The sequence below is a fragment of the Labilithrix luteola genome, from assembly GCF_001263205.1.
Classification (GTDB): Bacteria; Myxococcota_A; Polyangia; order Polyangiales; family Polyangiaceae; genus Labilithrix; species Labilithrix luteola.
The window spans coordinates 9067194-9089386 of the sequence record NZ_CP012333.1; the positions used below are offsets into that span (position 1 = coordinate 9067194).

The window sequence follows — 22193 nt, forward strand, 5'->3', positions numbered from 1 at the left end:
CGCGGTGCTCGCTCGTCACACCCCTTCGCCTCGTTCGATCGTGACCAACTCGCTCTTCGCGTGCGCCGTCTTCTGCGCCGCACTCTGGGGTTGTCAGCGACGCGAGGTTCGCCCGGCGCCCGATGCCGACCGGCAGGGCGTCGCGTCGGCCTCGGCGTCGGCCTCGGTGAACCTTCCTCCCGTGCCGCCGCTCTCGTCCGCCTCGCGGATCGAAGACGAGCGGAACACCATCGGCGTCTTCCGCAACGTCTCTGCCTCGACCGTCTTCGTCACCCAGACGCGCGTCATCGAGGACTTCTTCAACGGCGCGCAGGAGGTCCCGGCGGGCTCGGGCTCGGGCTTCGTCTGGGACGACGGTGGCTTCATCGTCACGAACTACCACGTGGTCGAAGGAGCGCGGTCGATCTCGGTCGCCTTCCACAACCAGGAGACGTTCGAGGCCAAGCTCGTGGGCGTGGAGCCGAAGAAGGACATCGCCGTCCTCAAGGTCAATGCGCCCCAGCAGCTGCTCGTCCCCATCACGCCGGCGAAGGGGACGGACCTCGAGGTCGGTCAGAAGGCGATCGCGATCGGCAATCCCTTCGGTCTCGACCACACGCTCACCACCGGCGTCATCAGCGCTCTCGGTCGTCAGGTGCAGGGCGTGGGCGGCGTTTCGATCCGCGACATGATCCAGACCGATGCGGCGATCAACCCGGGCAACTCGGGCGGCCCGCTCCTCGACTCGCAGGGCCACCTCATCGGCATGAATACGATGATTTTCAGCAAGTCGGGCTCGTCCGCGGGCATCGGCTTCGCCGTTCCGGTCACCACGATCAGCCGGATCGTTCCCCAGATCATCAAGACCGGGCGCGCCGAGCAGGTCGGTCTCGGAATCGTGTCCGATCCGCTGCAGAAGATCGAACGGCGCCTCGGCATCCAGGGCGTGGTCGTGCACCAGGTGGCGAGCGGCACGCCCGCCGCCCAGGCCGGCCTCAAAGGCATGACGCGCACGCGTCAGGGCTTGTTTCTCGGTGACGTGATCATCGGCGTCGACGACAAGCCGACTGCCGACTTCGACGGTCTTTACGCGGCCCTCGACGTCCACAAGCCGGACGACGTGGTGAAGGTCAAAGTGCAGCGCGGCGACCAGATCGCCATCGTGCCGATCAAGCTGATCGTCCTGCCGCAGCCGAACCTGATGTGACGTCCGCGCGGGCCGTCCGCTCGGCTTTCTGACGAAGAGTCGCGCCCCTCGATCCCCTCGCGGTAGGATCGAGGGCGATGAAGACGACCTTCACCAGGATTCGCGCTTCGTTCGGGGGTCTCACACTCGTCGCGCTCGTCGCGCTCGTCGCGGCGGGCTGCTCGAAAGACAGCAAACCTTCGGACGCTGCAGACGGCGGCAAGAGCCCTTCGGCGCGGCTCAAGATAGCGGTCATTCCCAAGGGAACGACGCACGAGTTCTGGAAGAGCGTGCACGCGGGCGCGGTGAAGGCGGCACGCGAGGCCGACGTCGACATCGTCTGGAAGGGGCCGCTGAAAGAAGACGACCTCAAAGCGCAGGTCGACGTCGTGAGCTCGTTCGTCGCCCAAGGCGTGAACGGCATCGTGCTCGCCCCGCTGAACGACGCCGCGCTGCGGGCGCCGGTCAAGGCCGCCAAGGCCGCCAAGATTCCGGTCGTCGTCGTCGACTCCGACCTGCAAGGCGACGATCACGTCAGCTTCGTGGCCACGGACAACCAGGCCGCCGGGAAAATCGCCGCCACCGAGCTCGCGCGCCTCCTCGCCGAAAAAGGCAGCGCCGTGGTCCTTCGGTACCAGGAGGGCTCTGCCAGCACGCAGAACCGCGAGAAGGGCTTTCTCGACGGCATCAAGAGCGCGCCCGACGTGAAGGTGCTGAGCGACAATCAATACGGCGGCGCGACCACTGAGACCGCGTTCGCGAAGGGCGAGAGCTTGCTGCTCGCTCAGAAGGCGCAGACCGGCTCGTCGTTCGGAGTCTTCACGCCGAACGAGTCGACCACCTTCGGCATGCTCCTCGCGCTACGGAAGTCGAATCTGAACAAGAAGGTGAAGTTCGTCGGCTTCGATGCCTCCGAGAAGCTCGTCAGCGCCCTCAAGGACGGCGACGTGGACGGCCTGGTGGTCCAGAACCCCTTCAACATGGGGTATCTGGCGGTCAAGACGATGGCCGACCATCTCCGCGGCAAGCCGGTGGAGAAGCGCATCGACACCGGAGCGAGGCTCGTAACGAAGGCCAATCTCGACGATCCGGGCGTGCGCGAGGTGGTCGCTCCCGATCTCGGCAAGTGGCTCGAGGAGTGAGTCGGGGAGGCGTTCTCGAGCTCGAGGGGATCGAGAAGTCCTTTGGCCCGGTCGACGTGCTCCGCGGCGTGAGTCTCGAGCTCGCGCGCGGCGAAATCCACGCCGTGCTCGGCGAAAACGGAGCGGGCAAGAGCACGCTCATGCGGATCGTGCTCGGCATGGAGTCGCCCACGCGCGGAACCATGCGCCTCGCCGGGGTGCCCTACCGTCCTTCGAGCCCCGCGGCTGGCCGCCATTCCGGGGTCGTCATCGTGCCGCAAGAGCGAACGCTCTGTCCGCAGCTCACGGTGGAAGAGAACATCGTGCTCGGATTGGAGCCGCGCCGACTCGGTTTTCTCGATCGAGCGGCCGCCCGCAGGACGGCCCTGCACGCACTGTCGCTGGTGGTCGGCTCGAACGCGCGCCTCGCCGTCGATTCCCGTGTGGACGCCCTCGGCGTCGCCGATCAGCAGCTGGTCGAAATCGCACGTGCCCTTGCCCAGGCGGGCATCGGCGCCGAGCGCGAGCGCACGGCCCGCGTGCTCATCCTCGACGAACCGACGTCGAGTCTCGGTCGCGACGATGCCGACCGCCTGTTCGAGCGAATTCGGGCGCTGAAGGAGTCGGGCCTCGCGATTCTGCTCGTCACGCACTCTCTCGCCGACGTGCGCGCGCACGTCGATCGCTTCACGGCTCTGCGGGACGGCAAGGTTGCGGCGTCGGGAGATGCGCGAACGGCCGACCCGGCACACATCGTCCGAGCGATGCTCGGGCGCGAGCTCGAGGCCGCCTACGAAAGCCGTCCTGCCGCTGCCGACACGAATGCCGGCGAGGTGCTGCTCGAAGTCGAGGGGCTTTCGGGTCACCGCAAGCCACGCTCGGCGAGCTTCGTCCTGCGCCGCGGCGAGGTCCTGGGCATTGCCGGCCTCGTCGGCTCGGGCCGCACCGAGCTCCTCCGCGCCATCGTAGGACTCGACCCCGTTCGCGGCGGAAGGATCCAGCGTTCGGCCCCTCGCGGCATCGGCCTTCTGAGCGAAGACCGAGGCGGCGAAGGACTCATGCTCGATCGCTCGATCGCGGACAACGTCACTTTGTCTCGCGGGGGAAGGCTCTGGGCGCGTCCGCATGCGTTCGCCGTCGAGGCTCGGCGATGGATCGAGGAGCTCGCCATTCGGGCGAGCGGCCCCGACCAGCCCGTGACCGAACTGTCCGGCGGGAACCAGCAAAAGGTGCAGATTGCACGTCTCCTCCGCGAGGACTACGACGTGCTGCTCGTCGACGAACCCACGCGCGGGATCGACGTCGCGAGCAAGGCGCAGATTCTCGAGCTCGTCAGAAAGCTCGCGCGTGCCGGGAAGGGGATCGTGCTCGTGAGCAGCCAGCTCGACGAGCTCGTGACCACGTGCGATCGCATCGCAGTCTTGAAAGACGGCGTCCTCGGGAGTGCGCGCGAGGCATCGGGCTGGACCGAAGAGGCGCTCATGCTGGAGGCCGCGTCGTGAAAGCTCTCGTGACACGTGCTCGAGCGCTCTTCGGAGCGGGAAAACGGCCGGCGTGGGTCGCTCCGCTGCTGGCCCTGGTGGTGGTCTTCTGCGCGATCGCCGCGCGCGTGCCCGACACGTTCCTCCTGCCGCAGAACCTGCTCGTCATGGCCCGGCAGACGGTCGTCGTGGCCACGTGCGCGCTCGGGATGACACTCGTCATCGTCACGGGAGGCATCGACCTCTCGACGGGATCGCTGGTGGCGCTCACCACGGTCGTGATCGCCAAACTGCTGAAGGGCGGCACGAGTCCGGCGTTGGCCGTTCTTTGCGCCCTCGCGGTGTCCGGCCTCGTGGGAGCCACGATCGGAGCGTTCATCGGTCGTCTGCGGCTCAAGCCGTTCGTCGTGACGCTCGGCGCCATGTCCGTCTTGCGCGGCGCTGCGAAAGGCCTCGCCGACGAGCAGAAGATCGACTGCGACCCGCGAGGTCTCGAAAAGACCCTCGCGGCGGACCTCTCGGCCCCCGGCATCTGGATCGCGTTGACGCTCGCCGTCCTCGTGGCGTGCGTGCTGACCTATACGCGCTTCGGTCGCCACGTGTATGCGGTGGGCAGCAACGAGGCGGCCGCGCGCCTGGTCGGCATCGACACGGGCCGCGTGAAAATCGCCGTGTATGCGCTGTCGAGTCTGCTCGTCGGTGTGGCCGGCGTGATGGAGTTTTCGACGCTGACCGTGGGCGATCCGACCGACTCGGTGGGCCTCGAGCTCGACGTGATCGCGGCCGTCGTCATCGGCGGCGGATCGCTGTCGGGAGGTGAGGGCAGCATCGCCGGCTCGCTCCTCGGCGCTCTGCTCATGACGGTGATTCGCTCGGGCGCCGTCCATCTCGGCATGCAGAGCTGGGTGCAGGAAGTGGTGACTGGCATCATCATCGTCTTGGCGGTGGCGCTCGACCGCGCGCGTCATCGACGCACCGCCCGCGGCTGACGACGGCCAAGGCGCTTTCCCACTTCGCCCATTCGGGTAACCTCGATGCGCCGCGGCGCCGGCGCGCTCGCCGGAAATGCACGCGCGGGAAGGAAGACCGTCATGCGCTTGAAGGACAAGGTCGCTCTGATCACGGGGGCAAGTCGCGGGATCGGACACGCGAGCTCGCTCGCGCTCGCGAAGGAAGGCGCCACCGTCGTCGGCACGGCTCGCACGAAGGCGGATCTCGATGCGCTCGTGAAGACGATCGAGGGGGCAGGGGGCAAGGCCAAGGCGATCACGTGCGACGTGACGAAGTCGGCGGACGTTGCCTCGTGCGTGAAGCAGACCCTCGAAGCGTTCGGCCGTATCGACATCCTGGTCAACAACGCAGGCATCGGCGGCTATCGCCCGTTCCTCGACTGGACCGAGGCGGACTACGACAAGATCATGGCCACCAACGCGAAGTCGACGTGGCTCTTCTGCAAAGAGGTCATCCCGCACATGCTGAAGAGCGGGGGCGGCAACATCGTCAACCTGTCGAGCGTAGCCGGCCTCCAGGGATACCCGTCGGAGGGCATCTACTGCATGTCGAAGTTCGCGCAGGTCGCGCTCTCGCAATCACTCGATCGGGAATTCTACAAGCAGAACATCAAGGTCAGCCTGGTCTGCCCGGGAGGCGTCGAGACCCACTTCGCGATCGGGGACGGTCGCACGGCGGGCGGTCCGAACATGGGCGGCTTCTCGACGGCCGAAGACGTGGCCGAAGCGGTCCTGCTCGCGGTGATCCCGCGCGAGCGATCACGCGTCGTGAACGTTATCCTGCGTCCGATGAACGAGATGACCTGACCGAGCCTACCGATCTGGCGGGCGAATGGGTGCAGGTTGCATGGAGTCCTCGGGGCACTGCAACTTGCACTCGGAGGGCGGCGAGCCGTGCTCCACGTCCGCGTTGGTCACCGGTTCGGCGACCACGCAGGTGATCCAGAAGTCCGGCTCGATCAGCCTCTGCCGCTAGCCGTTCTTCGCCGCCACGCGGGCGCGCGCTGCAACGAGCGTGTTGTCGAGCAGGCACGCGATGGTCATCGGGCCAACGCCGCCGGGAACGGGCGTGATCGCCGATGCGCGCTCTTTTGCTTCGTCGAAGGCGACGTCGCCTACGAGCTTCGTCTTGGCCGGTTCGCCGTCCTTGGCGGGCGCGAGCTCGATACGGTTCATCCCGACGTCGATGACGACGGCCCCCGGCTTGACCCAGTCGCCGCGCACGAGCTCCGCTTTGCCGACGGCAACGACGAGCACGTCGGCTTCGCGGCAGACGGCGGCGAGGTCCTTCGTGCGCGAGTGAGCCATGGTGACGGTAGCGTTCGCCGCGAGAAGCAGCTGGGCCATCGGCTTGCCGACGATGTTGGATCGACCCACGACGACGGCGCGAGCGCCTTCGAGACGCGCACCGGCGAGGTCGAGCAGGCGCATCGAACCACGCGGCGTGCACGGCACGAGGGAAGGGCGACCCGAGGCGAGCATGCCCGCGTTGACCGGGTGGAAGCCGTCGACGTCCTTGTCGGGACGGATGGCGTCGAGAACGCGCTGCTCGCGGATCTGCTTCGGGAGCGGGAGCTGGACGAGGATGCCGTCGACGGTGTCGTCGTTGTTGAGGCGATCGAGCTCGCGGAGAAGAGCGTCTTCGCTCGTGTCCGCGGGGAGCACGTGGAGCTTGCCGCGGATACCCACTTCCTTCGCGGCCTTCTCCTTGTTGCGCGTGTAGATCTGGCTCGCGGGATCTTCACCGACGAGGATCACTTCGAGGCCCGGCGGACGCCCGTGCGTCTTCGTGAATTCGGCGACGCCGACGCGAACTTCGTTTCGAACGGTCTCGGCTAGCTTCTTCCCATCGAGGAGGGTGGCGCTCATGACCGCGGAAGATAGGCCGGCCACGCGCGCAGAGAAAGCGTCGGCGGAGGAATTTCCGTGTGTGCGGCGCGTGCCTGAAGCGTCACTTCGCGCGGAAGACGCGCGCGAGAATACGGTCGAGGTGGTCGAGATCCTCGTAGGGGATCGCCACCTCACCTTTGTTCCCATTGTCGCGCACGACGACCTTCGTGCCTGCCGCGCGCGTGAGGCGCTGCTCGAGATCGCGAACGGCGGAGGTCTTGATGCCGGGCTTCGCCGCCGCGCCCTTGCCGGTCTTCTTCTTCGCGCCGCGCACGAGCGCTTCGGTGGCGCGAACGTTCAGCTGACCACGGACGACCTTCTCGGCGAGGTCCTCGAGGTTCTTCGCGTCGGGCGCGCCGAGGAGGGCGCGCGCATGGCCTTCGCTCAGTGTGCCGTCGATGACGCGCGCACGAACCGACGGCGGCAGCTTGAGCAGGCGCAGCGAGTTCGCGACGGTCGTGCGGTCCTTGCCGAGGCGGACGGCGAGCGTCTCTTGCGTGTAGCTGTACTCTCGGACGAGGCGATCGAGCGCCTCGGCGAGCTCGACCGGATTCAGGTCTTCGCGCTGGACGTTCTCGATGAGGGCGAGCTCGAAGGCGTTCTTCGGCGAGACGTCTTTGACGACGACGAGGACTTCTTTGAGTCCAGCCTTCTGCGACGCGCGCCAGCGGCGTTCACCGGCGATGATCTCGAACTTGTCGCTCGAAGGAACGCGGCGGACGACGATCGGTTCGAGCAGCCCGTGCTCGCGGATCGAGGCCGCCAGCTCTTCGAGCTTGTCCTTGGCGAAGTACTGACGCGGCTGTCCTTTCTGGGCGCGAGTTTCTCGATCGCGCATGAAAAGACGCTCTTGTCGCCGTAGGCCGCGACCGCCGGCGATTTGGACGGCGCGGCGGGCAGGAGGGCGTCGAGGCCCCGACCAAGAGCACGCCGCTTCGCGTCCGCTGCCGTCATCGAGCCCCCGCCGCCTTCTTCGTCGTCTTCGTCGCCTTGGCGGGCGAGCCATGTTTCGTCACGAGCTCACGGGCAAGCTGCAGGTACGCCTGCGCGCCCTTGGAAGAGACGTCGTAGAGCATCGCCGGCTTGCCGTGCGACGGAGCTTCGGAGAGGCGGACGTTTCGCGGCACGATGGCCTCGAAGACGTAGAAGTGCTCTTTGACCTCGTCGGCGACCTGGTGCGCGAGGTTGTTGCGCGGGTCGAACATGGTGAGCACGACGCCTTCGATCTCGAGCGAAGGATTCATGCCGTTCTTCACGCGATCGATCGTGGCCATCAGGTGCGTGAGGCCTTCGAGCGCGTAGTACTCGCACTGGAGCGGCACGAGCACCGCGTTGCACGCCGCGAGCGCGTTGACCGTGAGGAGGCCGAGCGACGGCGGGCAGTCGATGAAGACGTAGTCGAAGTCGGCAGCGACTTCGTCGAGCGCCTCCTTCAGTTTGACCGCGCGCTTGGGGTCATCGACAAGCTCGAGCTCGGCCGCAACGAGATCCTGCGTGGCCGGAGCCAGCACTAGGTTCGGGACATCCGTCTCGACGAGGATCTCGCGCATGGAGATCTCGCCGATGAGGACGTCGTAGACGGTCCGCTCGCGGGTGCCGGGGCGGATGCCCACTCCGGAGCTCGCGTTCCCCTGCGGATCCATGTCGACGAGCAGCGTGCGCTTTTCAGCTGCCGCAACGCTCGCCGCAAGATTCACCGCAGTCGTCGTCTTACCGACGCCGCCCTTCTGGTTGACGACGCACGTGACCCGCGCATGCTTCGAAGACATCGGCCGGTCTGTAGTAGACCGTCGGGGCGCGTGGCCGCAACGTCGATGGCGAACTTCCTCGTCTTGAAGGCCGATTCTGGCCTCGGCAAGGACCCACGGTCGGCCTCGAAGAAATCGTGACGCGAAAAGCGCGCGCGTTTTTTGACGGGAATCGCGGCTGGAGTATGGTGTGACCAGATGTAGGTGAACGTGGTTGCCGACGAAGGGCAGGGGCCCTCGCGGTGGACGGCGCTCGCCAAATCAGGAGGCCGCCAGGCCACGCCGCGAGGCGGGGAGGCGGGGAGCGATCAAATGAAGGAAGCGCTTTCGAAGGCGCTCGCGGAGCAGTCCGACCCGCGCGCCGACCGCATTCTTGCGTGCTCGTTCTGGACGTCGCCGAGCGCTCGCCGCCCGGGGACGACCACCGCCAACGTCATTCGCCTCGCCGATCGCCGCGCCACTCACGTCGGCGCGGCCGAGCGGTCCTGAATTTCGATTTTCGTCCGCGCGCATCTGGCGCCCGGATGGCTTGTTTTTACCAGTTTCGCGGAGGGTTGTGAGATGGGCATGCCGAAGAGCTACCGCACGATGGAAGAGTTCGAGCGTGAGACGATCCGCCCGGACATGAAGTACGGCTTCTCGCTCGACGACCTGATGCAGGACACGTCGTTCGAAGGCTCCGATCTCCTCTTCGACGACACCGTCGACGAGTACGACCCCGATCAGGAAGACGACGACGACGATTACTGAAACGAGCTTTGTCCCTTCCCGGGGACCTTTTCGCTACCGCTTGCCCTCGGAAGACGCCTCTCTTCCGGGGGCGTCATCTTTTGTCGTTCGCTCAGGCCGCGGCGGCCGACGACGCGCGTGCCTGATCGAAGATGCGCAGGGCGGCGGCGAGGGCTTCGTCCACCTCACTCGCGTGCGGTCCGTCGAACGTCGTCACCTGCGCCGCATGCGCTGCGAGTGCGAAGGGGGCGAAGCGTTCGAGGCGCGTCCAGTCACCGTCGGCCGACAGCTCGGCGTGTTCGATTGCCTCGAGCTCGTGCGCGATACGAATGCACCAGAGGTAGGCCGGTGCAAGCGGCTGGAGCGACGATGCGTTCTCGACCGAAGCGTCGGGATCGTCGAGATGGACGTAGGTGACCGAGCAGAGCGCTGTCCGCGCGCGGCGAAGGGTGAGGGCGACTGCGTCGCAAGGGCTGCTTGGGCGATCCTTCCGCGCGCGGAGGATGGCTCGGGCGACGAGACTCCGCGCGAGCTCGTCGTCGAGTTGTTGCCACTGCTCCTCCAAGGCCGCGCGGCCCGTGCTCCGCGACGGCGGAGGCTTCCTGTCCGACTCGTACATGCGGGCTTGCGTTTGCAGCGGTCGTGCCGATGTTGAGATGACGACACTCTTCCCCCTGTTTTCTGGCCCGAATTCGGGCGTTGTCTCGCTCTTGTCTCGCGCTTGTCGATTTTTCTCGTGAGCCGCGCCGTCGAACAACCGACGGAACCGACGGACGGCCGGCGCTTCAGGCAAGAGAGTGGCGGGGTTTTGGCAGTCCTTCCGGATACGGGCCCGCCTGCTGGTTCCAGTGGTACTGGTCGTACCGGTTCAGGCCGAGGCGCGGCGCGTCAGCACGAGCACGGTTTCAGCGTCATTCGAGTGTCAAACGCAGCGCCGGCCGCCCCCGAAATGCGCTCACGGCCGCCTGGCTCGCCCGAGCGGCCTGTCCGAACCGCTCATTCGCGCATTCTCGTGCTCCCGGACGCTTGACCGCTAACGCGTAGAAAGTATTGTGGCCGCCCCCATGCAAGTCAGCGTCCAGCGAATCTCCCCCGTCGTTCTCGAGCTCCAGGTCGAGGTCCCTGCGAACCAGGTGAAGGCGGAGGTCGACAAGGCCTATCTCAACCTCGGCAAGCGCGCCCACATCAAAGGCTTCCGTCCAGGCAAGGCTCCGCGGGACGTGCTCACGCGGCTTTTTGGACCGCAAGTGGCGAACGACGTCGCGAACGCGATCGTCAACGACATGCTTCCGAAGGTGCTGACGGAGAAGAACCTCACGCCGGTGAGCCAGCCCGCGGTCGAGGCCGAGAAGGGCGTGAACCCGAAGGAGCCGTTCTCCTTCAAGGCTCGCTTCGAGGTTCAGCCGGAGATCGAGGACGTCAAGTTCGAGGGCTACGAGCTCTTCCGCCCCAAGGCGGAGGTCGACGAGAAGGCCGTCGAGGAGCAGCTCGAGGGACTTCGCCAGCGCAACGCGGCGCTCAAGGCGCCGGAGCCGGCGCGTGCGGCGCAGAAGGGCGACGTGCTCAGCATCGACTTCACGCTGTCGATCGACGGCAAGGAAGTGAAGGACGGCGGCGGGCAGGGCGTGCAGATCGAGCTCGGCTCGGGCCAGGCCCTTCCGGAGATCGACGCCGCGCTCATGGGCAAGAACACGGGCGACAAGGCGACCGCCGAGCACACGTTCCCCGCGGAGCACCCGCGTGAGGACTTCCGCGCCAAGGTCGGCGTGTTCGCGATCACCGTGACGGATCTCAAGGAGCGCGTCCTCCCCACGCTCGACGACGAGTTCGCGAAGGACATCGGCTTCGACACGCTCGTCGCGCTCCGCGCCGACGTTCACACGAAGCTCGAGAAGAACGCGAAGGATCGCTCGGAGACGATTCTCGCGGAGCAGATCGTCCAGAAGCTGAACGAGCAGAACCCCTGTGACGTTCCTCCCTCCCTGGTCGAGCAGCAGGCCCGCATCATGGAGCAGGAAGTCGTGATGAGCGCGCGCCGTATGGGTCAGCGCGTCACCAAGGAGCAGGCGGAGCAGCTCCAGGTTGCGATCCGTGCGGACGCCGAGCGTAAGGTGCGCGCGGGCCTCCTCATGGCTGCGATCGCGAAGAAGCACGAGTTCAAGGTCACGGACGAGGACATCGAGAAGGGCCTCGCCGAGCTCGCCGAGGAAACGGGGAAGAACGTCGCCAAGTTGCGCGTCGAGTACCGTGAGAAGAGCAAGCGCGACATCCTCATCGGCATGATCCTCGAGGACAAGATCCTCGACTTCATCGAGGCGAAGTCCAAGATCACGGATGGTGACCCGCCGAAGGCTGCCGAGACCGGCGGCTCCGAGTCGGCATCCAAGGAAGAAGAGAAGAAGGAAGGCTGAGCATGATCAAGCGTCCCGAGAACCGAACGCAGGCCATTGCGACGCTCGAGCGAGCGAAGGACTTCATTCCGTACCCGACGGTCGTCGAGACGACGCACCGCGGTGAGCGCAACTGGGACATCTTCAGCCGCCTGCTCAAGGACCGCATCGTCTTCCTCGGGACCGAGATCAACGATGACGTGGCCAACATCGTCATCGCTCAGTTCCTGTTCCTCGAGAGCGAAGATCCCGACAAGGAGATCATGCTCTACATCAACAGCCCTGGCGGCGTGGTGACGAGCGGTCTCGCGATCTACGACACCATGCAGTACGTCCGCTGCGACGTCTCCACGACCTGCCTCGGTATGGCTGCGTCGATGGCGGCGGTGCTGCTCGGTGCGGGTACGAAGGGGCGCCGCAACGCGCTCCCCAACGCCCGCATCATGATCCACCAGCCGCTCGGCGGCGCGCGTGGTCAGGCGTCGGACATCGAAATCCAGGCGCGTGAGATCAAGCACCTCAAGGAAGTCCTCACCGACATCCTCACCAACGCGACCGGCAAGCCGAAGGACCAGATCCTCAAGGACATCGATCGCGACTTCTACCTCGGTGCGGCGGCCGCGAAGGAATACGGCCTCATCGACAACGTCATGCTTCCGCCGAAGAAGCGGAGCGACGGCACCAAAGAGAAGTGAGGGCTCTGCGCGGAGCGCGACGAGGAGTGGTTGAGGAAGAAAAACTCACCCTCATCGTCGCGTCACCGTGAACGGAGCGCGCGTCGGGCCGTTGCTGTGCCTGTGCGACAGGTGATCAGAAGCGGCCCGAAGCGGTGAATGAGGAGCGGCAGAACAACAGCGGAACAATGTCGCGAGCGAGAGCGATTGCGGTGTGGCGAGCAGGGCGAACGAGTGGCAAGTCCAAAGGGGACCTGCACAAGCGACCCCACAAGCTTGCGATGGTCCGCATAGCGGCATAAGCTTTCTACCGAGAAGGACGAGGCGGTCGTGGAGCGTCGACGCGACGATCACAACAGTGGAAACTTGAGCTGTTCCTTTTGCGGCAAGTCCCAGAAGGAAGTGAAGAAGCTCATTGCCGGACCCACGGTCTACATCTGCGATGAGTGCATTGGCCTCTGCAATGACATCATCGCGGAAGAGGTCGAGAAGGACGAGCCCTACGCGGGTTCGGCCCCGATCCCGAAGCCGTCGGAAATCAAATCAATCCTCGACGACTACGTCATCGGGCAGGAGCGGGCGAAGAAGATCCTCGCGGTAGCGGTGCACAACCACTACAAGCGGATCGACTCGCGCGTGAGCTCGGATGAGGTCGAGCTGTCGAAGTCCAACATTCTTCTGCTCGGGCCGACGGGTAGCGGTAAGACGCTCCTCGCTCAGACCCTGGCGAAGATCCTCCACGTGCCGTTCGCCATCGCGGACGCGACCACGCTCACGGAGGCGGGCTACGTCGGCGAAGACGTCGAGAACATCATCGTTCAGCTCCTGCAGAACGCCGACCACGACGTCGAGCGTGCGCAGCGCGGCATCGTCTACATCGACGAGATCGACAAGATCAGCCGCAAGAGCGACAACCCGAGCATCACGCGTGACGTCTCGGGCGAGGGCGTGCAGCAGGCGCTCCTCAAGATCATCGAAGGGACGATCGCGAACGTTCCGCCGAAGGGTGGCCGCAAGCACCCGCAGCAGGATTTCCTGCAGGTGGACACGACGAACATTCTCTTCATCTGTGGCGGAGCCTTCGTCGGCCTCGACCAGATCGTCCAGCGACGTATCGGTCAGTCTACGCTCGGCTTCGGCGCGGACATCAAGTCGAAGAAGGACTTCAAGCTCGGCGAGCTTCTCTCGCGCGTCGAGCCGGAAGACCTCCTCAAGTTCGGTCTCATTCCGGAGTTCATTGGCCGCTTGCCGGTCATTGCCACGCTCCACGAGCTGAACGAGGAAGCCCTCATCGACATCCTGACGAAGCCGAAGAACGCACTCGTGAAGCAGTTCCAGAAGCTCTTCGAGATGGATGGCGTGAAGCTCAAGTTCACGAAGACCGCACTCTCGGCGGTCTCGAAGGAAGCCCTCGCGCGCAACGCAGGTGCTCGTGGTCTGCGCGCCATCCTCGAAGGCGCGCTCCTCGACATCATGTACGACGTGCCCTCGCGCTCCGGCAACATCAAGGAAGTCGTCGTGAGCGAAGAGGTCATCACCAAGGGCGAAGCCCCGCTCATCGTCTACCAGAAGGAAGCCGAGCTGGCTTAGGGGGACGGTCTGGTGGGGACTCCGTCCCCCTCGAAACCTCCGGTTTCGAGCCTCCCCCTGGCGCCTTCGGCGCTCCTGACTGACTGACTGACGCAACGCTCAATCAAACGACACATCACACTGGCCGTGCTTGCAGCGATGCGGGCGCGGCCAGCGTCATTTTCGAGGGCACCTCCGGTTCCCCTCAGAACCTTCGGGTAGTTGAGCCCCACGCTCGAGCGAGCGGGCCACGAAGGCTCGCCCCCGGGCGCTCGCGACTACCGCGTTGGACTGAACGGGCGGAACACTCCGCACGCTGCCTGAGCCGTTCGAATCTTCCTCCCGGCCCCCCGCTAGCCCCATGCACGGGCGCGTCGCGCGAGCACGAGCCATGGCGCGAGAGACTTCACAGGAAGGGCGGAAGGACGGAAGGTTTTTGAGGGCGTTGTCATCTCGCCTATCGCGCCACTGTGGGCCCGCAGCCTCGAGCATCGTCGCGCCCGCATCGCTGCGAACACGGCCCAATCAGAGAGAGGCGGCGGTTCTTATCGCGCGCAGCGCGAGCGCCCGAAGGGCGACCGCCGCCGCCGGAGGGGAGGCTCAGAACCGAAGGTTCTGAGAGGAACCGGAGGTGCCCTACCTGGGAACTTTGGCGCTCGAGCGTGTGTTGCATATGCAGCGTTCTGGGCGCGCGCTTGTGCGCGATGTACGTAACCAGATGCCGCATCCGTTCGCATCGCGCCGTGATGCTCGCGCGTGGCGGTCGGCGTTCCGCGCGCGTTGAACGCGCGATTCACGAGGGAATCGAGACGGAACGGAGAGGCGGGGTGGGGAGAGGGCAATTGCGTGCTGTATGCACGTCGCGAGAAAGCTCGACCAGCTCGCACGGTGGGCCCACGGTGGCGAGGTGGATTTCGGCCGTTTCGACCGTGAAATTTCGTCCCGGCGCAGGTTGGTACGGGGCTGGCTTTCGAGGTAAAACCCTAGCCAATGTTCTTCAAGACTGACGACGGCAAACCCGGACCGAAGAAGCGTTCGGTTCCTCTCCTTCCGCTCCGGGACATCATCGTGTTCCCGCACATGGTGAGCCAGTTGTTCGTCGGGCGTGAGCGTTCGATCAATGCGCTCGATGCTGCGATGGCACGTGACAAGGACATCTTCCTCGCGGCGCAGAAGAACGCGAAGACGAACGAGCCCACGCCCGACGACATCTTCCAGGTCGGCACGCTCGGCACGATCATGCAGCTGCTTCGTCTCCCCGATGGCACCGTGAAGGTGCTCGTCGAAGGAAAGCGTCGCGCGCGCGTGAAGCGTTTCCCGCAGACCGAGGAGTACTTCCTCGTCGAAGTCGAAGAAGTCGCGGAGCAGAGCGCGAAGGGCGTCGAAGTCGAAGCCCTGATGCGCAGCGTCCAGGCGGCCTTCGAGATGTACGTGAAGTTGAACAAGAAGGTTCAACCCGAAGTCTTGATGAGCGCGCAGACCATCGACGATGCCGCGCGTCTCTCGGACACGATCGTTGCCAATCTGCCCACCATCAAGCTCACGGACCGCCAGGCCCTCCTCGAGATGGAGGACGCGGTCAAACGCCTCGAGCGCCTCCACGAGTTGATGCAGGCCGAGATCGAGATTCTCCAGGTGGAGAAGAAGATCCGCTCCCGCGTCAAGAAGCAGATGGAGAAGACGCAGAAGGAGTACTACCTCAACGAGCAGATGCAGGCCATCCAGAAGGAACTGGGTGGCGGCGACCGCGACGAGTTCAAGAACGAGATTCAGGAAGTCGAAGAGCAACTCAAAACCAAGCGGATGAGCAAAGAAGCCACCGCGAAGGTCAAGAAGGAGCTCAAGAAGCTGAAGATGATGCACCCGACGAGCGCGGAAGCGACCGTCGTGCGCAACTACATCGACTGGATCCTCGGGCTGCCTTGGTACGACAAGTCCGAAGAGAACTACGATCTGAAGAAGGCCGAAGAGGTCCTCGAAGAGGATCACTACGGCCTCAAGAAGATCAAAGAGCGCATCCTCGAGTACCTGGCCGTCCAGGCGCTGACGAAGAAGCTCAAAGGCCCGGTCCTCTGCCTCGTTGGACCGCCCGGTGTCGGCAAGACGAGCCTCGCGCGCAGCATCGCGCGTGCGACTGGCCGCAAGTTCCAGCGCCTCTCGCTCGGCGGCGTGCGTGACGAAGCCGAGATCCGTGGCCACCGCCGTACGTACATCGGCGCGCTGCCCGGCAAACTGATTCAGTCGCTCAAGAAGGTCGGCACCAACAACCCGGTGTTCCTCCTCGACGAGATCGACAAGATGTCGACCGACTTCCGTGGTGATCCCGCGGCGGCGCTGCTCGAGGTCCTCGACCCCGAGCAGAACCACGCGTTCAACGATCACTACCTCGACATGGACTACGACCTGTCGGACGTCATGTTCATCACGACGGCGAACACGCTGTCGGGCATCCCGGTGCCGCTCCAGGACCGCATGGAGATCATCCAGCTGTCCGGCTACACCGAGTTCGAGAAGATGAATATCGCCGTGAAGTACCTCGTTCCGCGCCAGCGCAAAGAGTGCGGGCTCGACGAGGTGCCGCTCACGATCAGCGAGAACGCGATCCGCACGGTCATCCACCACTACACGCGTGAAGCGGGCGTCCGCTCGCTCGAGCGCGAGATCGCCAGCATCTGCCGCAAGGTCGCGCGCAGCGTCGTCGACGCGGGCGAGGCCAGCAAAGGCACGCCCGTCGAAGTCGCGGCGAAGAACGTCCCGCAGTACCTCGGCGTGCCGAAGTTCCGTCTGAACAAGAAGGAAGAGCGCGACGAAGTCGGCCTCACGAACGGCCTCTCCGTCACGAACTCCGGCGGCGGCGAGCTCCTCGCGTGCGAAGTCGCCACCGTTGCCGGCAAGGGCAAGCTGGTGATCACCGGCCTGCTCGAGAAGGGCATGGAGGAGAGCGCGCAGGCTGCGATGAGCTACGTTCGCTCGCGCGCCGGCCTCCTCGGCCTCGAGCCGGAGTTCTATCAGAAGCTCGATGTGCACGTTCACTTCCCCGAGTTCATCCGCAAAGACGGACCTTCGGCGGGCGTGACCATGGCCACCTCGCTCGCGAGCGCCCTCATCAAGGTGCCCGTGAAGCGCGATCTCGCCATGACCGGTGAGCTCACGCTGCGTGGTCGCGTGATGGCCATCGGTGGCCTCAAGGAGAAGCTCCTCGCGGCTCACCGCGCGGGCATCACCACGGTCATCATTCCGCGCGAGAACCGCAAAGACCTCCGCGAGGTCCCGCGCCGTGTCCTCAAGGCCACGCGCATCGTCCTCGTCGAGCACGCCGACGAAGTGCTTCGCGAGGCGCTCTGTCTGTCCGATCCCGACGCGCTCTTCGGCCCGGCCCGCGAGACGTGGGAGTACATCGATGGCGAGCTCGTCGTCCGCCGCCCAGGCGCCAAGCGTGACGGCGCTGCCGAGCCGAACACCCCGTCGCTCGTTCCGGGCGAAGGCACCCCGGCGGTCGCCGTCTCGTCTGGCAACGCCTAGTCGCTAAAGACGCGAACACCACGAGATGCGTGGCGCTCCCGGCAAGGGTGAGCCCACGCATCGCGCGTTTTGTGCCCTACGCGGCGGCTCTCGACACCCGTCGATTGTCGAGGTAGCGAACGGCTCGGATGTCGGCCGTCGTCTTGCCCAGCATTCCCGCGTCGACCGTCGCGTCGCTTCCGCCGCTTCATCGCGAGTCGCTCGCGGTGATGGCGCTTGCGGACGGCCGCTGGACGAGTCGGACGCGCTGGCTCGATTTGGTTCATCTGGCCGGCCTGTCCGACGAGCGCAATCGAAAGGTCCAGGGCGAGGCGTTCACCGGGATCGTCGCCGACCTGCAGAAGGCACGCGCCATCGTCGTCAACGCGAGCGACTACGACATCTCAGCCGAGTGGATCGCTCCGATTCTCGAAGACGCGAGGCGCAGCGATCGCCTCTCGCAGATCGCCTTCCAGCTTCGCTCGCAGCAGCGTGGGTTCGGCTCTCGGTCTGGCCAGCTCGGCACCAAGGCCGAGCTACGCTACGCGCTCGCGATGGGCGACGACGCGGCCCTCGCGACGGCGCAGACCCTGCTCCAGCGTGACTTGACAGCACGCTACTACGAGCCGACCGAGGTCCCGCGCATCGTAGGTCTTCATGCGCCGCTCGAGTGGGTCGAGCGCCTTGGGGAGGAGCTACGCAGTTCCTTCGTCGAGCATGCGTTGAGCCAGGCATTCCTCGGCGCGAAGCCTGTGGGCGAAGGCATCGCTGGTTGGGTCCGCAAGTCTTACGAGCCGGAGCCCTGCGGCAGGCTTGCGACCATCCTGGCGCTCGCGGGAGACGTCGACGAGGCTCGCCACGTACTCGCAGGATGTCCGTACACGCCCTGGAGCGGCGGCGCGGGAGCATTTGCGACGTTCATCGAAGGGCGCGACGACGCCCGAGACCGGTTCGAGGACGCGGCGACGACCACGCGCGGCCGGCGCGTCGAACTTCCCGAGTATCTCGCCATCTTCGATTGGCTGCTCTGCGCGACGGGCGACGACGCGGACGCGTTGGCGAAGCTCGGTCGCCGGATGGACAAGGCAAAGCGTCAATCCTCGGCGCACCCTTGGGCCAGCTCTGCTCTCCAACGTCTGCTCGCGTTCCGAACGTCCGAAAAGGACCGCATGCCGTTCGACCACGGCTCGCCCGCGTACACAGTCGAGTCGTGGGTCGACACGCTCGTCCATGTGCTCGTCGATCATTGGACGGGAAGCACGTCCACGCCGATCCTGCCTGCGCGGAGCCTTTTGGCCATGGCCGGCGAAATGCGCTCGCGGGGCTTCGCATGGCTCGCACGCGAATTCGACCGTGTCGCCGAGGGCCAGCGAAACTCGTCGTTTCTCGCATTGATGGGCCGCAAGGAGCGATGGGAGCTCGCCCTCGATGCGCTCGACAACGTCGTGTCGCCCGAAGAGACGCTCGACGTCCCGGCCGACGCCGAGATCTGGTGGGACGTTCAGCCCGGCAGCTCCTTCGTCGCGCTCGAGGCCTATCTCTGCACGCCGCGCGGACCCAAGGGCAAGCGGATACACCTCTCTCGGCTGCAGACCGACGCGTCACTCCCGCTCGATGATCACGATCGTCGCATCGTCAGCACCGTGGCGGCGTTCGACGATCATCCCCCCAGTGGATATCCGAATTCCGTCTTGCTCACGCTCGTCGGTCACCCTCGCGTTCGCGAAGGCGGCATCAAGGTGGAGATTGCCCGAGGAGAGCCGAGGCTTTGCGTTCGCTCGACGGAGGGGGGCGCTCGACTGGCCCTCGAGCCCGCGCGCTTCGACCACACCGGAACGGCCGTCCGTCGGCAGGAGGATGCCGCCCGGCTCATCGTGACGACGATCACGCCGCCGGCGAGGCGCATTCTCGAAGCACTCGGTCTGGAAGGCGTCGAGATCCCTCGGAGCGGTCTCGGGCGGCTGGGCGAGGTCCTCGGTGGCCTCTCCGGCCTGATCGGTGTCGAGGCCGCGCAGAGTCTCGTGAGCGGTTCGAAAGCGGGCGATTCGCGCATCCACGTTCAGCTCTTTCGTGGCGCGAACGGGCTGCGTATCCGATTTCGAGTCGTACCCGGTGGAGCGGGCGGAACGGCGCTCCGCCCGGGGGTCCCTCCGGAAGAAATCGTCGTCAAGGCGGGCGAGGGGCTCGTTACGCACAAGCGCGATCTCGTCGGCGAACGATGGCGGTTGGACGATCTCGTCACGCGCTGTCCCACGCTCGCCAGCCTGCCGCGCGATGGAGAGGACTTCATCGCGCGGGAGCTCGAGACCTGTCTCGAGGTGCTTGTCGAGCTGGGGGCCATGGGCTCGGAGGTCGTGCTCGCGTGGCCCGAAGGGAAGCCGATCGCGATTCCAGCCGAGCGCTCGGGCAAACACGTGCGCGTGCGGATGCAGGGAAGCGACGATTCCTGGCTCGACGTCGACGCCCGGCTCGTCGTCGACGAGAACTGCATCATCGAGATGCGTGAACTCCTCGACATGGCGTCGCGCGGCACCGGCCGTTTCGTTCCGATCGGCGAAGGCCAGTGGCTCGCCCTGACGGAAGGCCTCCGGGGCAAGCTCTTGGCTCTCGGTCGCATGCGCGAGCTGACGACGGATGGTAGGCTTTCGCCTGCGCTGCTACCGGCCTTCGATGACGTCGTCGAAGGGCTCGACGTCTCGATGGAGGGCGAGCTCGTGCGCATTCGATCCGAGCTCGACGGAGCGGCACGGCTGTCGCCACGAGTACCACGGGACTTCGCTGCCGAGCTTCGCGACTACCAGCGCGAGGGTTTTCTCTTCCTCGTTCGCCGAGCGGAGGCTGGTCTTGGTGCGTGCCTCGCCGACGACATGGGCCTCGGCAAGACGGTGCAAACGCTCGCGCTCCTTCTCCACCGTCGAAAGAAGGGGCCCGCACTCGTGCTGGCGCCGATGAGCGTCTGCCGAAATTGGGAGGAGGAGGCTCGTCGCTTTGCTCCCTCGCTTCGCGTCCACCGCCTTGGCGAGGGGGATCGCGAGGGACTCGTGAAGACCTGCGCCTCCGGCGACGTCGTGCTCGCGTCGTACGGTCTGCTCGTCTCCGAGGAGAAGCTCCTGGCGAGTCGCGTCTGGTCGACCGTCGTCTTCGACGAAGCGCACGCGCTGAAGAACGCGACGACGAGGCGTGCCGTGGCTGCGCGTTCTCTCGACGCCCAGGCTCGTATTGCCCTGACGGGAACGCCCGTGGAGAATCGCATCGGCGAGCTTCACTCACTCTTCGACGTGCTCGTGCCCGGGCTCCTCGGCTCACGCTCGTCGTTCGACCGGACCTTCGGTCGTGCGATCACGGACGGGGATCGCGAAGCGACGGCGCTCCTTCGCCGAATCGTTCGGCCGTTCGTGCTTCGGCGAACGAAGGCCGAGGTTCTCTCCGAGCTTCCTCCGAAGACCGAATTGCTTCGGGTGGTCGCGCCGACGGAGGAGCAATTCGCGTTCTACGAGGCAGCCCGACGTCGCGCGCTCGAACGCATGGAAGCGGCTCGCTCCGGAGCGCGTGGCCGAGGCCAAGCGCGCATCGAGATTCTCGCGGAGCTCACGCGGTTGCGTCGGGCTGCGATCGACCCGCGGCTCGTGGGAGGCGAAGAGGCGCCCCCGGGCACCAAGATCGATGCGCTGCTCGAGCTCGTCGACGAGCTTCGGGCCGAGGGCCATCGTGCCCTCGTGTTCAGCCAATTTCTCGAGGTCCTCGATCTCGCGCAGAAGGGCCTCGAGAGCCGGTCGATCGAATGCCTGAGGCTCGACGGAACCATGACGGCCGACGCTCGCAAGCGCGCCATCGACAGCTTCCAGAGCGGCCAGGGAGACGTGTTTCTCTCGAGCCTCAAAGCGGGCGGCGTCGGGCTGAATCTCACCGCCGCCGACTTCGTGGTGCTCCTCGATCCTTGGTGGAATCCGGCGGTCGAAGATCAGGCGGCCGACCGCGCTCACCGCATCGGTCAGTCGCGGCCCGTGACCGTGGCTCGCCTCGTCACCGAGGGAACGATCGAAGAAAAGGTGCTGACGCTCCACGCTTCCAAGCGACAGCTGTACGAAGATGTCGTTGCCGATGCGGACGGCTCGGGCGTGCTCGACCTCGATGCGCTCGCCGCGCTCGTCGACTATGGAGTCGAGCTCACACCAGCCGATGACCGCCGTCGACGTGCAGCACTTCGCCCGTCGTAAAACCGTTCGTCATGAGGAACACGGCTGCGGTCGCCAGATCCAAGGGCGCGCCGACGCGGCCCACGGGCAGGCGCTTGGCGTGCGCGGCGAAGCGCTCGGCCTTGGCATCGCCAGCCAGTGTGGTCCAGAACGGCGTGTCGACCCAGCCCGGCGAGAGCGCGTTGACCCGCACCGGGGCGAGCTCGAGCGAGAGCGCACGAACGAAGGACTCCGTGGCCCCATTCACGGCGGCGATCATCGAGCCCCCAGGGCCGGGGCGGTCGGAGGCCACGCCGGAGGTCAGCGTGAGCGAGCCTCCCTGCGCGAAGCGCGCGTACTTGGCGACGAGGAGCGCGAGAATCAGCTTGGAGTCGAAGAGCCGCCGAGCCTTTGCGACGTCCATCTCTCGCACCGGCTGGTAGTTCGCCATCACCGCCGTGGTGATCACGTGATGGACGGACGCGACCTCGGCGAACGCGGCGCGGGCAGTATCTTCGTCGGTCATGTCCGCGGCGATCGTTCGGACGGTTCCCAGCGGTGCGAGCTCCTGGGCGGCGGCCGCTAGGCGTTCGGCCGATCGACTCACGAGGACGACGGAAGCGCCTTCGCGCAGTGCCTCGGCCGCGATGCCCTGTCCGATGCCGGAGGAACCACCAATCACGAGCACGTTCTGATTCGTCAGTTTCATGTCAAAAAGACGTACTGCTGACCGGGCTGGC

Annotated in this window: 17 protein-coding genes; 12 read left to right on the top strand and 5 right to left on the bottom strand. The window is 65.8% G+C overall.

Annotated features, from left to right (window positions below):
- The first annotated feature begins 4 nt into the window (after positions 1–4).
- The 5 genes from AKJ09_RS39335 (at position 5) to AKJ09_RS39355 (ending at position 5584) form a co-directional block, all read left to right on the top strand.
- A complete protein-coding gene (locus tag AKJ09_RS39335; RefSeq protein ID WP_240488770.1) occupies positions 5–1186 on the top strand; it encodes a S1C family serine protease in 1182 nt (393 codons plus the stop codon).
- A 77-nt stretch (positions 1187–1263) separates the two neighbouring features.
- Positions 1264–2307, top strand: coding sequence for an ABC transporter substrate-binding protein (locus AKJ09_RS39340; protein ID WP_146652973.1), 1044 nt, complete (start codon positions 1264–1266; stop codon positions 2305–2307).
- Positions 2304–3788 carry a sugar ABC transporter ATP-binding protein gene (locus AKJ09_RS39345; protein ID WP_146652974.1) on the top strand — a complete coding sequence of 495 codons (1485 nt, stop codon included), beginning with the start codon at positions 2304–2306 and terminating at the stop codon, positions 3786–3788. The genes AKJ09_RS39340 and AKJ09_RS39345 overlap by 4 nt, the downstream gene beginning before the upstream one ends.
- Entirely contained in the window at positions 3785–4756 is a 972-nt protein-coding gene (locus AKJ09_RS39350) for an ABC transporter permease (RefSeq protein WP_240488772.1), read from the top strand. The genes AKJ09_RS39345 and AKJ09_RS39350 overlap by 4 nt, the downstream gene beginning before the upstream one ends.
- 45 nt (positions 4757–4801) lie before the next feature.
- Positions 4802–5584: an SDR family oxidoreductase gene (locus AKJ09_RS39355; RefSeq protein WP_240488773.1), complete on the top strand. Its 783-nt coding sequence runs from the start codon at positions 4802–4804 to the stop codon at positions 5582–5584.
- A 165-nt stretch (positions 5585–5749) separates the two neighbouring features.
- Here the strand turns inward: AKJ09_RS39355 and folD are convergent, their stop codons facing one another.
- From folD to AKJ09_RS39370, 3 genes are all read right to left on the bottom strand, one after another.
- Positions 5750–6646, bottom strand: coding sequence for a bifunctional methylenetetrahydrofolate dehydrogenase/methenyltetrahydrofolate cyclohydrolase FolD (gene folD / locus AKJ09_RS39360; protein WP_146652975.1), 897 nt, complete (start codon positions 6644–6646; stop codon positions 5750–5752).
- 82 nt (positions 6647–6728) lie between these two features.
- The gene (locus AKJ09_RS39365) at positions 6729–7505 is read right to left on the bottom strand and encodes a ParB/RepB/Spo0J family partition protein (RefSeq protein ID WP_240488774.1); all 777 of its coding nucleotides are present in this window, start codon (positions 7503–7505) and stop codon (positions 6729–6731) included.
- 112 nt (positions 7506–7617) lie between these two features.
- The gene (locus AKJ09_RS39370; protein WP_146652976.1) at positions 7618–8436 is read right to left on the bottom strand and encodes a ParA family protein; all 819 of its coding nucleotides are present in this window, start codon (positions 8434–8436) and stop codon (positions 7618–7620) included.
- A gap of 291 nt (positions 8437–8727) precedes the next feature.
- Between AKJ09_RS39370 and AKJ09_RS53655 the strand changes: the two genes are divergently transcribed.
- Together AKJ09_RS53655 and AKJ09_RS39375 are read left to right on the top strand one after the other, a co-directional pair.
- Positions 8728–8904 carry a hypothetical protein gene (locus AKJ09_RS53655; RefSeq protein WP_169928226.1) on the top strand — a complete coding sequence of 59 codons (177 nt, stop codon included), beginning with the start codon at positions 8728–8730 and terminating at the stop codon, positions 8902–8904.
- A 72-nt stretch (positions 8905–8976) separates the two neighbouring features.
- A complete protein-coding gene (locus AKJ09_RS39375) occupies positions 8977–9165 on the top strand; it encodes a transcriptional regulator (RefSeq protein WP_146652977.1) in 189 nt (62 codons plus the stop codon).
- A gap of 91 nt (positions 9166–9256) precedes the next feature.
- On the opposite strand, the gene AKJ09_RS39380 is transcribed toward AKJ09_RS39375, so the two are convergent.
- Positions 9257–9763 (bottom strand): hypothetical protein, encoded by a 507-nt coding sequence (locus AKJ09_RS39380; RefSeq protein ID WP_146652978.1) that lies wholly within the window; start codon positions 9761–9763, stop codon positions 9257–9259.
- Between the two features lie 445 nt (positions 9764–10208).
- Between AKJ09_RS39380 and tig the strand changes: the two genes are divergently transcribed.
- The 5 genes from tig (at position 10209) to AKJ09_RS39405 (ending at position 21495) form a co-directional block, all read left to right on the top strand.
- On the top strand, positions 10209–11555 hold the full coding sequence (gene tig / locus AKJ09_RS39385; RefSeq protein ID WP_146652979.1) for a trigger factor: 1347 nt from the start codon (positions 10209–10211) through the stop codon (positions 11553–11555).
- Between the two features lie 2 nt (positions 11556–11557).
- The gene (locus tag AKJ09_RS39390; RefSeq protein WP_146652980.1) at positions 11558–12229 is read left to right on the top strand and encodes an ATP-dependent Clp protease proteolytic subunit; all 672 of its coding nucleotides are present in this window, start codon (positions 11558–11560) and stop codon (positions 12227–12229) included.
- Between the two features lie 309 nt (positions 12230–12538).
- The gene (gene clpX / locus AKJ09_RS39395) at positions 12539–13798 is read left to right on the top strand and encodes an ATP-dependent Clp protease ATP-binding subunit ClpX (RefSeq protein WP_146652981.1); all 1260 of its coding nucleotides are present in this window, start codon (positions 12539–12541) and stop codon (positions 13796–13798) included.
- 969 nt (positions 13799–14767) lie between these two features.
- Positions 14768–17299, top strand: coding sequence for an endopeptidase La (gene lon, locus AKJ09_RS39400; protein WP_146652982.1), 2532 nt, complete (start codon positions 14768–14770; stop codon positions 17297–17299).
- A gap of 128 nt (positions 17300–17427) precedes the next feature.
- Positions 17428–21495: a DEAD/DEAH box helicase gene (locus AKJ09_RS39405; RefSeq protein WP_146652983.1), complete on the top strand. Its 4068-nt coding sequence runs from the start codon at positions 17428–17430 to the stop codon at positions 21493–21495.
- On the opposite strand, the gene AKJ09_RS39410 is transcribed toward AKJ09_RS39405, so the two are convergent.
- Positions 21446–22162: an SDR family oxidoreductase gene (locus tag AKJ09_RS39410; protein WP_146652984.1), complete on the bottom strand. Its 717-nt coding sequence runs from the start codon at positions 22160–22162 to the stop codon at positions 21446–21448. The two genes, AKJ09_RS39405 and AKJ09_RS39410, sit on opposite strands and share 50 nt — an antisense overlap.
- Positions 22163–22193 lie beyond the last annotated feature (31 nt).